Annotated in this window: 13 protein-coding genes; 5 read left to right on the forward strand and 8 right to left on the reverse strand. The window is 65.9% G+C overall.

From position 1 onward, the window contains the following. Positions 1 to 52 precede the first annotated feature (52 nt). The 5 genes from A5788_RS01050 to A5788_RS01070 form a co-directional block, all read right to left on the reverse strand. Positions 53 to 388, reverse strand: a complete 336-nt coding sequence (locus A5788_RS01050; RefSeq protein ID WP_231894235.1) for a hypothetical protein — start codon at positions 386 to 388, stop codon at positions 53 to 55. Beyond that, the gene (locus A5788_RS01055) at positions 385 to 1,563 is read right to left on the reverse strand and encodes an ABC transporter ATP-binding protein (RefSeq protein WP_064870083.1); all 1,179 of its coding nucleotides are present in this window, start codon (positions 1,561 to 1,563) and stop codon (positions 385 to 387) included. The genes A5788_RS01050 and A5788_RS01055 overlap by 4 nt, the downstream gene beginning before the upstream one ends. A gap of 1 nt (position 1,564) precedes the next feature. Then, positions 1,565 to 2,614: a 2-aminoethylphosphonate ABC transporter substrate-binding protein gene (locus tag A5788_RS01060; protein WP_049697868.1), complete on the reverse strand. Its 1,050-nt coding sequence runs from the start codon at positions 2,612 to 2,614 to the stop codon at positions 1,565 to 1,567. 114 nt (positions 2,615 to 2,728) lie between these two features. Beyond that, the gene (locus tag A5788_RS01065) at positions 2,729 to 3,412 is read right to left on the reverse strand and encodes a phosphonatase-like hydrolase (RefSeq protein ID WP_082938017.1); all 684 of its coding nucleotides are present in this window, start codon (positions 3,410 to 3,412) and stop codon (positions 2,729 to 2,731) included. Between the two features lie 28 nt (positions 3,413 to 3,440). Further along, on the reverse strand, positions 3,441 to 4,595 hold the full coding sequence (locus A5788_RS01070; protein WP_064870084.1) for a TIGR03364 family FAD-dependent oxidoreductase: 1,155 nt from the start codon (positions 4,593 to 4,595) through the stop codon (positions 3,441 to 3,443). A gap of 98 nt (positions 4,596 to 4,693) precedes the next feature. Between A5788_RS01070 and A5788_RS01075 the strand changes: the two genes are divergently transcribed. After that, the gene (locus A5788_RS01075; RefSeq protein WP_064870085.1) at positions 4,694 to 5,227 is read left to right on the forward strand and encodes a hypothetical protein; all 534 of its coding nucleotides are present in this window, start codon (positions 4,694 to 4,696) and stop codon (positions 5,225 to 5,227) included. Then, entirely contained in the window at positions 5,224 to 5,931 is a 708-nt protein-coding gene (locus A5788_RS01080; RefSeq protein ID WP_442902893.1) for a GntR family transcriptional regulator, read from the forward strand. The genes A5788_RS01075 and A5788_RS01080 overlap by 4 nt, the downstream gene beginning before the upstream one ends. Before the next feature lie 318 nt (positions 5,932 to 6,249). Here A5788_RS01080 and A5788_RS01085 read toward each other — a convergent pair whose 3' ends face one another. From A5788_RS01085 to A5788_RS01095, 3 genes are all read right to left on the reverse strand, one after another. Further along, entirely contained in the window at positions 6,250 to 7,875 is a 1,626-nt protein-coding gene (locus tag A5788_RS01085) for a PucR family transcriptional regulator (RefSeq protein ID WP_064870087.1), read from the reverse strand. 105 nt (positions 7,876 to 7,980) lie between these two features. After that, complete coding sequence (locus A5788_RS01090; protein ID WP_064870088.1) at positions 7,981 to 10,152, reverse strand: glutamine synthetase III family protein; 2,172 nt, start codon at positions 10,150 to 10,152, stop codon at positions 7,981 to 7,983. Positions 10,153 to 10,337: 185 nt separating this feature from the next. After that, positions 10,338 to 11,567 carry an FUSC family protein gene (locus A5788_RS01095; protein ID WP_064870090.1) on the reverse strand — a complete coding sequence of 410 codons (1,230 nt, stop codon included), beginning with the start codon at positions 11,565 to 11,567 and terminating at the stop codon, positions 10,338 to 10,340. A gap of 61 nt (positions 11,568 to 11,628) precedes the next feature. Between A5788_RS01095 and A5788_RS01100 the strand changes: the two genes are divergently transcribed. From A5788_RS01100 to A5788_RS01110, 3 genes are all read left to right on the forward strand, one after another. After that, entirely contained in the window at positions 11,629 to 12,138 is a 510-nt protein-coding gene (locus tag A5788_RS01100; RefSeq protein ID WP_064870092.1) for a MarR family winged helix-turn-helix transcriptional regulator, read from the forward strand. Positions 12,139 to 12,233: 95 nt separating this feature from the next. Then, positions 12,234 to 12,665 carry an SRPBCC family protein gene (locus tag A5788_RS01105; RefSeq protein ID WP_049698080.1) on the forward strand — a complete coding sequence of 144 codons (432 nt, stop codon included), beginning with the start codon at positions 12,234 to 12,236 and terminating at the stop codon, positions 12,663 to 12,665. 120 nt (positions 12,666 to 12,785) lie between these two features. Continuing rightward, positions 12,786 to 13,419 (forward strand): type IV toxin-antitoxin system AbiEi family antitoxin domain-containing protein (locus A5788_RS01110; protein WP_231894236.1); only part of this gene is annotated, 634 nt, incomplete at its 3' end.

Genomic DNA, 13,419 nt, shown 5'->3' on the forward strand with positions numbered 1-13,419 from the left:
CCGGGGCCGCAGAATTCGCCATAGCCAATTCTCTCAAACCACGAACCATAAACTAATTAACGACACGCGACACTAGGAAGGGCACGAACGCCAGGACCACGGACAAAAACGTGCCGAGCACAACGCATCCGACCGTCGACGCGATCGCGATCCACGCGGTCGTGGTCAACGCCCGCACGAACGCCTCGCTGCTCAATACTGCGCCCCAGGTGCTTTGACCTTGACCGTCAGCGGATTCGGCGAGCATCCGGATCAGCGGATACACCGCGATGACGGCGATCACCACGAGAGGCGGCAACGCCCAGACGAGTGCTCCGAGGCGACGCGGTGCCTGATTCGACGGCGGCGGTGCGGACGTCGTCGGCTCCGCGAGGGTTGCTGACGTCATCGCGGACCTCCGGCGGTGTCGACCAATGTTCCTGCCGGGTCGGGCAACCGCACGCCGACGACCTCGTCGACCGGGTGGTCGGCGCGGCCTGCGACGTCGGCGTCGATCAGTTGATCGGGCAGACCGTCGACGGCGAGCGTCAAGCGTGTCGACGCCCCGCGCCAGACCGACGTCGTCACGCGGGCACGCAGCGATCGTTGCGCACCGACCGCGGTCACTTCGATTTCGTGTGGGCGGATGCACAGGTGCGCAGGCAACCCCGGCGTCCACCTGGACATTGGTTCCGGGGCGGTCGCCGACAGCATCTTCTCACCGACCTCGACCAAAGCCGTTGCGCCGGAGACACGTCCGACCTTGCAGGGGAGGAGATTGGCGCCACCGAGGAACGACGCCGTGAAGCCCGACGGCGGTCGAGACCACAGTTCTTCGGTTGTGCCGATGTCGACGAGGCGAGCATCGCGCATGACGCCGATCCGATCTGCCAGCGCGAGGGCCTCGGTCTGATCGTGCGTCACATACAGCATGGTGGTGTCGGGCGACGCATCTCGCAGCCGTTGGAGCTCCCCGACCATCGTCTGGCGTAGGGCGGCGTCGAGCGCTGCGAGTGGTTCGTCGAGCAGCAGGACGTCGGGCTTGATGGCCAGTGCTCGCGCAATGGCCACGCGCTGCTGCTGTCCGCCAGAGAGTTCGCGGGGCAGGCGTGAACCGTACTCGGACATACTCACCATGCCGAGTGCTTCCTCGACCCGCTCGCCGACCTCGCGCTTGGAGAGTTTGCGAGCTCGCAACCCGAAGGCGACGTTGTCACGCACCCGCATGTGTGGGAACAGTGCGTACGACTGCACGACGACGCCGATCCCGCGACGCGCGGGCGGAAGGTCGGTGATGTCGTTGCCGGACAGTCGAACCCGACCGGCCGTCGGGCGCACGAACCCAGCGAGCGACTTGAGTGCCGTCGACTTTCCGGAACCACTCGGACCAAGCAGCGCCACGGTCTCACCACGGCTGACGCGCAACGTGAAGTCGCGCAACGCATCTGTGAAGTTCTTACCGCGTCCATAGGAGACGGTCACGCGATCGAAGGCGATCGCCGGTTGCTGTGTGGAGGCCCCCGAGGGGGTCGACGCCGTGAGCTCGGCGTCGACCTTCCTGCGAGTCAACGGATTCTGTGCCATGTCAGTTACCGGTCGCCTTCTGATACGCGGCGACGTCGGCGTCGAGCGTGGAGAGCACCGACTTCCAGTCCGGATGCCAGATCGTCACGCCTTGGATTGTCTGTGCGGGGCTCGGCGAGGTGGTGGGCGCGGCGACGTCGGTACGAACGGAGACGCCGAGAGCGTCCGTGCCGACCGTGTTCTGTACGTCCTTCGAGAGCAGGAACGTGAGCAGCTTCTTGGCGTCGTCGGCGTGCGGTGCTCCCTTGGTGATTCCCGCGAAGTACGGCAGCGACACCGTGGTTCGCGACCCGTCGGGCATCGCGGGGAAGAACAGGTCGAACTTCGAGCCGTCGTCGCGGATGGATGCGAGGTTCATCTGTACGTCACCGTTGGCCACGAGGAGTTCGCCGTTGCTCACCTTCGGCTGCAGCTTTCCGGTCGAGCTCGACGGCCCGACGTTGTTGGCCTGCAACTTGCCGAGGTAGTCGAGCGCACCCTGCTTGCCCATCAGATGTTGCAGGAGCAGGAGTACCGCGGTGCCGTCGCCTGCCTGGCCGGGCGTCGAATACTGGATCTTGCCCTTGAAACGAGAGTCGAGAAGGTCGTTCCACGACGCGGGCGCAGGCTGTGCGGACGGGTTGCGGATGAATGACAGATAGTTGTCGACGATGCCGACGTAGTTGCCGCCGACGGCAGACGGATCGACGCCGGTGGTGTCGACGCCCGGTGCCGTGAGAAGTCCGTCGGCGTCGGCCTTCTGGATGAACGGGGGCAGCGTGACGAGCAGGTCGGCCTGCGGGTTGGACTGCTCTTTCTGCACGCGCGAGACGACCTCGCCCGAGCCTGCCTCGACGATATTGACCGAAATACCGGTCTGGTCTTTGAATTTGGCGAACTCGCTCTTGTACCAGGTACCGAGTCCGTCTGCGGTGTAGACGGTCAGTGTCTTGCCGCCGCCGGAATCGGACGATCCCGTACCGCCGCAGGCCGCAGTCAGTGTGACCGCTGCGACCGTCGCAGCAAGAGCGACGGCTCGCATCGAGGTGCGAGTGAGACGTGAAATGCGCATGAGAGAACCCCCTGTGGGTGATGAAGTGGGCGTGGCGGATGGCGCTGTGCTGCGCCGATGCAGCACAACGGATGTGGATGGATGGTGAAATTCTGGGTGGTGTCGACCGGGTGATCAGTTGCCGAACAATGCTGCGGCGGCACCGATGTCGGCGACGACATCGGTTGCGCCTGCCGCGCGAAGGGTGTCTTCGTCATGTGCGCCGGTCAGTACGCCCGCGACGATGCCCGCGCCGGCGCGCACGCCGCTGGTGATGTCATTGGCGGTGTCACCGACGACCGCGACCTGACGCACATCGTCGATGCGCAGCGTGATGAGGGCCGAGAGGATCATGTCGGGAAAGGGCCTGCCGCGCAGAGTGTCCGACGGCGCGATGACGAGGTCGGCGAGATCGTGCCAGCCGAGGGAGTCGATGAGTAGTTTCTGAGTGTTCGCGCTGAAGCCAGTGGTCAGCGCGACCTTGATTCCTGAGTCACGCAGCTGTGAAATGGACTGTGCCGCACCGTCGATAGGGGTGGCACCGCCGTCGGCGATCTGCGCGTCGTACGCCTTCTCGAAGGCCGCATTGGCCGCCTGGGCGCGTGCTTCGTCGCCATCGACGAGGTGCCGGAAGACGGTGATCTTGGATTGCCCCATCGTGTCGACGACGTATTGCCTCACCTCGTCGTGGCCGGGGCCGTCGGTGGGTAGGCCTGCGGCTGCTGCCGCGGCGTCGAACGCGGCGAGGACCGAGCCGCCGTCGGCGACCGTCGTGCCTGCCATGTCGAGGACTGCGAGTGTGATCGGGTTGTCGGACAAGGTATTTCCCTTCGGGTGTGGCGTGTGGTCAGAGGTTCATGAGGTCTGCGGTGTCTTCACCGATCGCGGGGCCGAGCGTCATTCCACGCCCACCCGGGCCGGTGACGACCCAGACGCCGGGCGAGACCTCGCTGCGGTAGACGAGTTCTGAGGAGTCGAGGCACTGCGAGTAGACACCTGCCCAGCGTCGTGCGATGGGCGGAAGGCGTCGCCCGAGCAGGTTCTCGACGACCGAAACCAGATGTTGGTAGGGGTCTTCGGTGACGTCGAAGCCGAAGATGTCGGCGTCGTCGCCGTCCGCGGTGCGGTCATAGGCGTGTGTGTCGCCGATCGTCAGGCCGCCGTCGAGGCGTTGCACGCACAGCAGTTGCATGTGGTGTTCGGCAGCGACCGGTGACTGCGACTGCACGCGGCCGAGGTGGTCGAGGGCCTCGCCTGCGAATGCGGGGTAGTAGCGGAAGCTGTCGCCGTCGGCGATCGCGGTGGTGAGCTTCTCATCGAACGGCGCGGTCTGCATCATCTGCAGCCTGACCCGGCGGACCGGTGGTTGCTCGCCGACCAGTTCGCGTAGCAGACCCGAGTGCGCGGCGCCGGTGCACACGACGACGGCGTCGCCGCGATGGGTGGCACCGGTGTCGTCGGTGACCTCGACCGTCCCCGACGTCGACGTCACCGACCGCACCTCACGCCCGCCGAGATACTCGAAACGCCCGGTGGTGGAGAGGAACCCACGCAATGCGGGGAGTGCGACACGAGATTCGACGGCTCCGTCGCGTGCGCAGTGCAGACCCGCGACATAGGTGCCCTGCAGTGCGGGATTGATCGCGCGCACGTCGGAGGGGTCGAGGAGTGTGAACTCGCGTTGGGCGGAATCACTCTGTGCGAGAGTCTCTTCCGCGACGGCCAGCTCAGCAGCGGTGCGGACGAGTGTGATCGAGCCGCACGGCCGGAAGCCGATACCGGGAACGTCGGCTCCGATCTTCTCCCAGAGGTCACGTGAGCGCTGCGCCGCGGGGAGTTCGTCCGCCGAACGTCCGGACACCCAGACGAGTCCGAAGTTTCGGACTGTAGCGCCGCGCGCCTCACGCTCTCGTTCGAGCAACAGCACCTCGTGTCCGCGCTCGATGGCGGCACGCGCATGCGACGTACCGAGGATTCCGCCTCCGATGATGATCACCTTCATGCGAACCAGTCTGCTGGTTTGGTCTAGACCAATGAAGGTCCTTTCGGAGAACTCTGGGTAAACTCTTGGTCTAGACCAGATTGGGTACAGTGAATCTCATGTGTGCGGATGTGGTTGCCGAGGTCGAGGACGTGCTGCGCTCGCTGCGCGGAGTCTGGGACGAAGAGGCCGTCGACGAGCTCGATCACGCGCTGCAGGCGGGCCGCAATGCCGTGGTGGCAGGCGCGGATGACGAACTGGTGCTCGCCGCTGTGCTCCACGACGTCGGGCACAGTCGCCTCGTCGAGTCCACTGCTCGCCACGACGACGATGCGCGGGCCTGGCTGACGCCTCGATTCGGCGAACGTGTCGGATGGCTTGCGGGTTCGCATGTCGCGGCGAAGAAGTGGCTGGCGGCTCACGATCCGGCCTACGCAGATGGGCTGACCGCGACATCGGTCGCCTCGCTCGCGGAGCAGGGAGGCGCAGGCGATCTCGGTGCGGAGTGGACACGGCACCCGTGGTGGCCAGACGCCCTCGCTCTGCGCCGATTCGACGACGCCGCAAAGATTCCCGGGGCTTCGGCACTGTCGATCGACGAGGTCGTGGTGGTGGCTCGGCGTGTGCTCGACGTCGAGCGGGGTGGCGACTGATGGCGCCCGAAACTCAGCCGAAGTACGTGCGGGTGCGGACTGAACTCGAGCACGTCCTAGCCGATCTCGAAGAGGGCGACTCGGTGCCATCCGAACGCGTGCTGTCCGAACGTTTTTCGGTTGCGCGCGAGACGGTGCGGCAGGCGCTGCAGGAACTACTCGTCGAAGGCCGGATCGAACGGCGCGGGCGCGGGACGGTCGTGTCGGCGCCAAAGATGGTGCAGCCGTTGTCGTTGAAGTCCTACACCGAGGGAGCGCGCCAGTTCGGCCGGGTACCAAGCCGTATCATGGTGACATTCGCCGACGCCGTACCCGACGAATCCGTCTGCGCAGGTTTGGGTTTGGCGCCCGGCTCGACCGTGATGCACCTTGAACGCGTGCTGCTCGCCGACGGCCAGAAGCTCGGGCTGGAGAGTACGTTTCTCCCGAAGGAGAGATTCGGGCACTTCTACGAGACCTTCGATCCGGAGACATCGTTGTACACCGCGATCCGTGCCGAGGGCGTCACGTTCGCCAGCGCCGAGGAGCGGATCGAGACGGCACTGCCGAGCCCGCGGCAGGCGCAGCTACTCGAAACGTCGACCGCCATGCCGATGCTGTTGCTGCGCAGGCGATCTTTCGACGCCGCCAGCCTGCCCGTCGAGGTGGTGTGGTCGCTCTTCCGCGGCGACCGCATCGCCTTCGAGGCCACGCTGCGGGAGTGAGGTGTTGCGGGGCGAGTGGTTTCGACTCGGCTGCTCGCTGCGCTCGCGGCCGGCTCAACCAGCGGAGGGGCGAGCTGCATCCCGCTGGTCGGGCGTCCCCCGCTGGTCGAGCGTTCCTCGCTGGTCGAGCTTGTCGAGACCACCCTCGCGCGGCAGGTGGTTTCGACTCGGCTGCTCGCTGCGCTCGCGGCCAGCTCAACCAGCGGAGGGGGTCGAGCTGCATCCCGCTGGTCGAGCTTGTCGAGACCACCTTCGCGCGGCCGGTGGTTTCGACTCGGCTCCTCGCTGCGCTCGCGTCCGGCTCAACCAGCGGGGCACTCAGCCGGCGGGCCGCGGGACCCGGAGCGTCAGCGCGACGACGAGGCGGGTCGTCGGGTCTTCGAGGTCCATGCCGGTCAGCTCCTGCACGCGCCGGATGCGGTAGCGCAACGTGTTCGGGTGGATGTGCAGCGCGGCGGAGGCCGCGCGGACGTCGCCGAAATGGTCGAGGTAGGCGCGCAGCGACGGTGTGAGTTCGCTTCCCGACGTTTCGTCGCGCGCCGCGAGGTCGAGGACGCGCGCGTCGATCAGCTCCGGGTTCTCTTCGATCAGCGCGACGATCTCGCCGAGCAGCACTCCCGTCGTCGACGCCGCGACCGTCGTGACGGGCTCAATCAGATCCGATTCACGTTGTGCCGCATCGAGAACTCGATCGGCTTGGGTCCGCAACGTCGGTGCAGACCCGAGTCCCGCGGCGGGTCCAGAGACCACGGCCCGTGCGTCGACACCGAACTGTCGACGCGCCGCCGCAACCGCCGAGCGGGCCCACGCGACCGTTGTCGCCTGATCGGCAGCGGGAAGTACGACGTAGGCGCGTGGTCCGAGCGTCGACGTTACCGACAACGGGCTGAATGCGCTGGCGTGCAACGTCAATGCGGAGATCATCGCGGGTGTTGGCGCGGCCACCGATGCTCTCGACGGGTCGGTGAGCAGGCCGCCGAAAGCGACCACCATCAGGTCCGCGTCGGATGAGATGCCCAGTTGGTTACCGAGGAACTCCGAGTCGATCGTCTCGCCGCGCGCTCCGAGAAGTCTGCGTACCAGTTCGTCGTGCCCGCTGCCCGCGCTGCGTCGTCGAGAAATGATGCGCGCTGCGACGGCTGCGGCACCCGCGAGAATGTCGGAGGTGTTGTCGGCGAATCGATCTCGCCCCTCCTGCAACCAGATCGCGCCGAGGTAGTCGCCGATTCCCTGCTCGTGCGGCGAGCGGATCGAGATCGCCAGCCGCGGGCGCAACCCGAGTTCGCCGCGTTCCTCGACGGACACCGGTGTCTCGGTGGTGCGCAGCGCATCCAGGACGCCCCACTGGCGCAACCAGGCGAGCATCTCCGGTGGTCCTTCGCGCCCGAGGATCGACAAACGTCGAAGCTCGTCGGCTTCGTCGCCTGCGCTGCTGTAGGCGAGCACATGGGAACGCGCGTCCTCGATGCTGACGAGCCCACCGGTGCGGCGCGCGACCTCTGCGGCGAGTTCGAAGAGGTCGCCGATGCTGCCTGCCTGCATGGATTCGGCCCCGGGCGGTGCCGACGACGCATCCAGCACCCGCAGCACGAGTCGGTAGATGCGTTCCCACCGAGCGTGCGGATCGACGTCGATGACCGCCACGGAATGCTCGGCGATGCGTGAGATGGCCTCGGCAGACGGCGATTTGAGCATCACGGCGACGGGCATCTGCGCGCCGAACCCGTCGAGCCAACCGACAACGTCGTCGGCGTCGACTCCGACCATCAGGAACAGGTCCGCGTCGCGCGCCGACGTGTGTAGCGGCAGGCGCAGGTCGTCGGGGTCGATGAGCGCGACCGAGTCGATCACGACGTCGAGGCCCCGCGGTGCGGCAGCCAGTGACGCCAGCGTCGCGTCGAGCGCGAGCAACAGCCGCCCCACACCGACACCGGATTCATCCATATCGACAAAGATACCGACCTAGCCTGGCCGATCAGCCAAGAAGTTCGTGAAATGCGACGTGCCCGCCGGAAGATATCCCGGCGGGCACGCTGCGTGGTGTTCGCGTCAGAGAATGGTCAGCATCTCGTTGTACGTCGGAAGCGGCCACAGATCGTCGGCGACGACTCCCTCGAGTGCGTCGGAGACGTCGCGCACGCCGTTCATCGCGGGGATCAGCGACTTCAGTGCGTACTCCGACTCCTCCTCGACGGTCTCGCCGTGGAAGCCCTCGATAGCGGACTCGAGCGTGTCCATGGCGGCGTTGAGCTCGCTGACCTTGCCGGTCATGGTGCCCAGTGCCGGGGTCTCCATCTCGATGCCCGCAGCCTTGAGGCTGGCCGCGGTGCTCGCGAGTTCGCCCATGTAACGCGTTGCCGCGGGCAGGATCATCGTCTTGGCGATCTCGAGTGTCTCCTTGGCCTCAACCAGCAGGGCCAGCGAATACTGTTCGAGCACAACGTCTTTACGTGCCTCGAGCTCGCGCTCGGACAGGATGCCGTACTTGCTGAACACCTCCTTGATCTCCGGGAGGTCGTACTGCTCCATCGCGTCGACGGTGGTGCGGAGGTTCAGCAGACCGCGCGACGCGGCCTCTTCCTGCCACTCGTCGGAGTAGCCGTTGCCGTTGAAGACCACCTTGCCGTGCTCGGTGATGATGCCCTCGAGCAGTTTCTGCACTGCGGCGTGGAACTCGGTTCCCGCAGCGAGCTCCTTGTCGAGGAAGTCGGCGACGTACTCGAGCGAATCGGCGAGCATCGCGTTGATGGCGATCATCGGGTCGGCGATCGACTGGTTGGAGCCGGGCGCGCGGAACTCGAAACGGTTGCCGGTGAAGGCGAACGGGCTGGTGCGGTTGCGGTCGCCGGCGTCGGCCTTGAACGGCGGCAGCGTGTCGACGCCGAGTTCGATGACGCCGGACGTCTTGCTCTCCTTGGCACCACCCTTCGCGATCTGATCGAAGATGTCGGAGAGCTGCTCGCCGAGGAAGATCGAGATGATCGCGGGCGGCGCCTCGTTGGCGCCCAGACGGTGATCGTTCGACGCCGAGGCGATCGAGGCACGCAGGAGGCCGCCGTACTTGTGCACGCCGCGGATGATCGCCGCGCAGAAGACGAGGAACTGCTCGTTCTCGTGCGGGGTGTCGCCGGGGTTGAGCAGGTTGCCCTGGTTGGAATTGCCCATCGAGAAGTTGACGTGCTTGCCCGAGCCGTTGACTCCGGCGAACGGCTTCTCATGCAGCAGCGCGATCATGCCGTAGCGCTCTGCGACCTTCTTGATGGTGGTCATCATGAGCTGCTGGTGGTCGTGGGCGATGTTCGAGCGCTCGAAGACCGGGGCGATCTCGAACTGTCCCGGTGCGACCTCGTTGTGGCGGGTCTTGGCCGGGATGGCCTGCTTGAACAGTTCGCGGTCGAGTTCGATCATGAACGCGAGCACACGGTCGGGGATCGCCCCGAAGTAGTGGTCGTCGAACTCCTGACCCTTCGACGGCTTGGCACCGAACAGCGTGCGGTTCGTCGTCATCAGGTCGGGGCGGGCGAAGTAGAAGTGGCGGTCGATCAGGAAGTACTCCTGCTCGGGGCCCGCGTACGAGACGACGGTGTCGACATCCTCGTGGCCGAACAGTCGCAGCACGCGCATCGCCTGCTTGCTCATGGCCTGCTGGCTGCGCAGCAGCGGCACCTTCTTGTCGAGGGCCTCGCCGGTCCACGAGATGAAGATCGTCGGGATGCACAGCGTGTTGCCGTTGGGGTTCTCCAGGATGTACGCCGGGCTGGTGACGTCCCATCCGGTGTAACCGCGGGCCTCGAAGGTGCCGCGCAGGCCGCCGTTGGGGAAGCTCGACGCGTCGGGCTCGCCCTGCAGCAGCGTCTTACCTGCGAATTCGGCGAGCGAACCGTCGGCGCCGTCGGGTTCGAGGAAGGAGTCGTGCTTCTCGGCGGTGAATCCGGTCAGCGGGTAGAAGACGTGCGCGTAATGCGACGCACCCTTCTCGATGGCCCAGTCCTTCATCGCGGAAGCTACGTAGTCGGCGAGGGTCGGGTCGAGTGGAACACCCTTGTCGATGGTTGCCGCGACAGCCTTGAAGACGTGCTTGGGCAGGCGGGTCTTCATCGCCGAGAGGGTGAAGACGTTGCGGCCGAAGGTGTCTGCCAGGGGCTCGGGGAAGCCGTCGCATTCCATCTCATACGTGGTCACGGCCTCGATGGCCTGACGGCGGGACATGCTGCCACTCATACATAAACTCCTGGGTCGGCTCTCCGGTTGCGACGCGTGTGCGCCTGTCGTGGCCGGGTGGCCCCGAAGAGTGAGTGTCGTTGGTTCAAGCAAAACGACGCTATGAGGACCAGGTACCCAGGTCATTGCCTCCATGTGACGCTCGTGAAAACACGCTTCACAATGGTGCGGAAGCCGTCAGGTTGCTAGCTGCACGAACGATTCGACGCCGAGTTCGGTTGGGACAGCTCGGTGTCGGAGTTCTCCGGCGCAGGTGTGTTCGCGGCGTGCCCACGCAGCGCCGCAATATCGTGTCCGCGGACCGCCAAGGCGGCCACGACGATCCCGACCACGATCCCGATCGCGGTGTCGAGAACGCGATCGACGGCCGCCTCGGGACTCAAACCCGCGCTGAGGCCGGTGAGCAGTAGTGCCATGGGTGTCACCGCGAGTGAGCAGAGTGCGTAGTTGACGGTCGAGAGGATCTCGGCGAGGACCTGGAAGATGACAATGCCCGCGACCGCGCCCCAATATCCCAGCGGCACCGCGAGGAGAATTCCCGCGATCACCGCGCCGCCCAGATTGCCCAGCAGGCGCTGGACTCCGCGTCGAACAGTGAGGTGATACTCGACGCCCTGCATCGCCGCGACTGCACCCATCGCGGCCCACATCGGGTGATCGAGATGGACGGCGACGGCGATCGTTGCCGCGATCGCCGCAGCGATGGCAATGCGGATCGCGGTGACGGCGAGGTGCTCGCGATGCGCGGGGGCCTGTCCGCCCGCGAGGGTGACCCAGATCGATTCACGTTGCGCTGGAGCGGTTTTCGACGAGGTGTCGTGTGTTCTTGATTTCGGGAGTCGCGACCTGAGCAGCTCGACGAACCACGGCGCCAAAGCGATGAGAATTCCGATCACGGCGCCGATCGCCGAGGCGAGCGTCGCACGGCCGATGTCGCCTGCGCTGTGTGCGTACCCTGCTGCGCCGGTCGCGGCGAAGACGAAGATGACGGCGCCCGGTCCGACAATGCGCAGCGCCGACACGACGTAGCACGCGATCCCGGCCAGCACGGCGGTCACGACGATCTCGGTGACGATGGAGTTCGCGTAGGTGCCCATCGTCGCGCCGATCGCGATGACCGCGGTGACCCCGACGCCGAGCGCGATCAGTCGGGGAGCGCGGACGGGGTAGGGGTCGGGTCGGCAGAACGCCGAGACCAGCGCGCCGAGTGCCGCGAGGCCCGCGAGGTCGCGGAGGCCGAGTAGTGCGCCGACGACGAGGACAACGCCCACGGCCACGCCGACCCGCAGTGGGGCGGCAACGCTGGTCCGGCTGAAGTCGAGTCGCAGGGCGTCGCGCCAGGTGGTCGGACTCACGACGTGCTGCAGGGCTGCGCCGCGGACACGGATGTGCGGGGTGATCAGGGAGCTCTGCATTCAACTAATTTATCACTGTTTTACTAGTGAAGTAAATGAAGGGGCTAGTTATGATCGTCACGTGACCGACATTCCCGACGCCCGAGCGAGCCGTGACCTGGTCGACCGGATCGAAGCGGAATGGGCACGGTCGTATCCGCATCTCGACATCGAGCCGATCGGCATTCTCGGTCGGATTCAGCGCATCGCGACGGTCTCGAACCACCGGCTCGACCGCAAGCTGGAGGCACACGGGATCGGACGGTCGGAGTTCGATGTCCTCAGCGCTCTGGCTAGGTCGGATCGCCCACTGCGTGCCAGTGAGGTGGTGTCGACGACCATGCTCAGCGGAGCGTCGATCACCAAGATCAGCGAGGCGCTCTCGCGACGCGGACTGCTTGCGCGACGAAAGTCCGAGCGCGACGGCAGGGTGGTGCTGCTGGAACTGACCGAGGAGGGACGAGCACTGGTCGACGCCGAACTCCCCAACAGACTCGCCGACGACGCCGACGTCCTCTCCCCGCTGAGCGCCAACGAACGCGCACAACTCGTCGATCTTCTGCGACGGATCTCGGCGGACCTGGGCGAGTGAGGCGCGACCCGATTGTCGACGTCGACAACGGGTAATGGAACATTGTCCGTAGTTGCGTCCACCGCCGTCTCGGCGGAACAACACGAGGAGTGCAGATGCCAGGGGTGAGCCACAGCGCGGTGATCGATGTGCCACGTCAAAGGGTGTTCGACTACGTCAACGACTACAACAACGTGCCCGGCTACATGTTCGGGATCACTCGCTTCGATCCGACCACCGACCACACGTCCGGTCTCGGCGCGACGTTCAACGCCGAGATGAGCGTGGGGCCGAAGGTGCTCAAGTCCACGGTCGAGACCAAGGAATGGGTCGACGGTGAGCTGATCGCCCTCGTGTCCGTCGACGGCTTTCCCGCGAACACGACCTGGCGATTCGCCGACGCCGACGGTGGAACGAAGGTCGAGGTGGAGTTCCAGTACAAACTGCCCGGCGGACTCAGCGGGCGTGCGCTCGGTGCCATTCTCGAGCCGTTTGTCGGCCAGGCGATCAAGCAGACCGACAACAACCTGCGGTCGCAGCTCGTCTGACGCCTCGGGCTCCGAGTTGCGTGGGACCCTCGGGGGCATTTTTGTACCCGTATGTCCCACACAACTTTGGCCTGTGGATAGATTTTCGGCGTCGCGTCGGATGTGCGACATCCTGAGCGGGTGCGATCCGACGAGGGGTGGCTGGCGCTCGCGCACCGGCAGGACAACATCGCGACACGTGCGCAGCTCGCTGAGGCAGGCGTCGACAAGCGAACCGTGCGGCGGCGAGTCAGCAGTGGCGAGTGGAAGGCATTCGGTCCAAGAGTTCTGATGCTCGCTCCAGGTGCTCCGAGCGAGACTCAGCGCGTCTGGATCGGTGCGCTACACCCCTGTGGCACAACAGCTCTGGCGGGTCGCGCTCCTCTGTCGGCGCATGGGTTGAAGGGCTGGGAGGATGGGCCGGTCGTGTTCCTCGTCGGAGCAGACGATCGCAGCGCGCGGAGGGCGCCCGACGGAATCGACTACGTCCGTACGCGCCACGACCTGACCTCGCTCTTGGTGCAACGCGCGGGAATGGCGACGCTGCGGGTCGAGCCCGCGACCCTCACATTGGCTTCGGCGCTCAATGCTGGTGCGTGGGGTGAGCATGCATCGGCACGGTCGGCGGGCGGTCTTCTCGCCGCCGTGGTGCAACAGCGACTGACCACGGCCGAGGCTCTGCTCTCCTGGTGCGACCGGAGATATTGTCAAGATCTGTGGATGAGGTTGTTTCAGGCAGCCTCCTGCTGGTCGGGTGAGGCGGTGCCGGGTTCGA

The sequence above is a fragment of the Gordonia sp. 852002-50816_SCH5313054-c genome, assembly GCF_001665925.1.
GTDB lineage: Bacteria > Actinomycetota > Actinomycetes > Mycobacteriales > Mycobacteriaceae > Gordonia > Gordonia jacobaea.

Excerpts from the sequence above, each read along its gene's own strand:
- A5788_RS01050 (WP_231894235.1), bottom strand. The coding sequence starts at position 388 with ATGACGTCAGCAACCCTCGCGGAGCCGACGACGTCCGCACCGCCGCCG.
- A5788_RS01055 (WP_064870083.1), bottom strand. The coding sequence starts at position 1,563 with ATGGCACAGAATCCGTTGACTCGCAGGAAGGTCGACGCCGAGCTCACG.
- A5788_RS01060 (WP_049697868.1), bottom strand. The coding sequence starts at position 2,614 with ATGCGCATTTCACGTCTCACTCGCACCTCGATGCGAGCCGTCGCTCTT.
- A5788_RS01070 (WP_064870084.1), bottom strand. The coding sequence starts at position 4,595 with ATGAAGGTGATCATCATCGGAGGCGGAATCCTCGGTACGTCGCATGCG.
- A5788_RS01075 (WP_064870085.1), top strand. The coding sequence starts at position 4,694 with ATGTGTGCGGATGTGGTTGCCGAGGTCGAGGACGTGCTGCGCTCGCTG.
- A5788_RS01085 (WP_064870087.1), bottom strand. The coding sequence starts at position 7,875 with ATGGATGAATCCGGTGTCGGTGTGGGGCGGCTGTTGCTCGCGCTCGAC.
- A5788_RS01090 (WP_064870088.1), bottom strand. The coding sequence starts at position 10,152 with ATGAGTGGCAGCATGTCCCGCCGTCAGGCCATCGAGGCCGTGACCACG.
- A5788_RS01095 (WP_064870090.1), bottom strand. The coding sequence starts at position 11,567 with ATGCAGAGCTCCCTGATCACCCCGCACATCCGTGTCCGCGGCGCAGCC.
- A5788_RS01105 (WP_049698080.1), top strand. The coding sequence starts at position 12,234 with ATGCCAGGGGTGAGCCACAGCGCGGTGATCGATGTGCCACGTCAAAGG.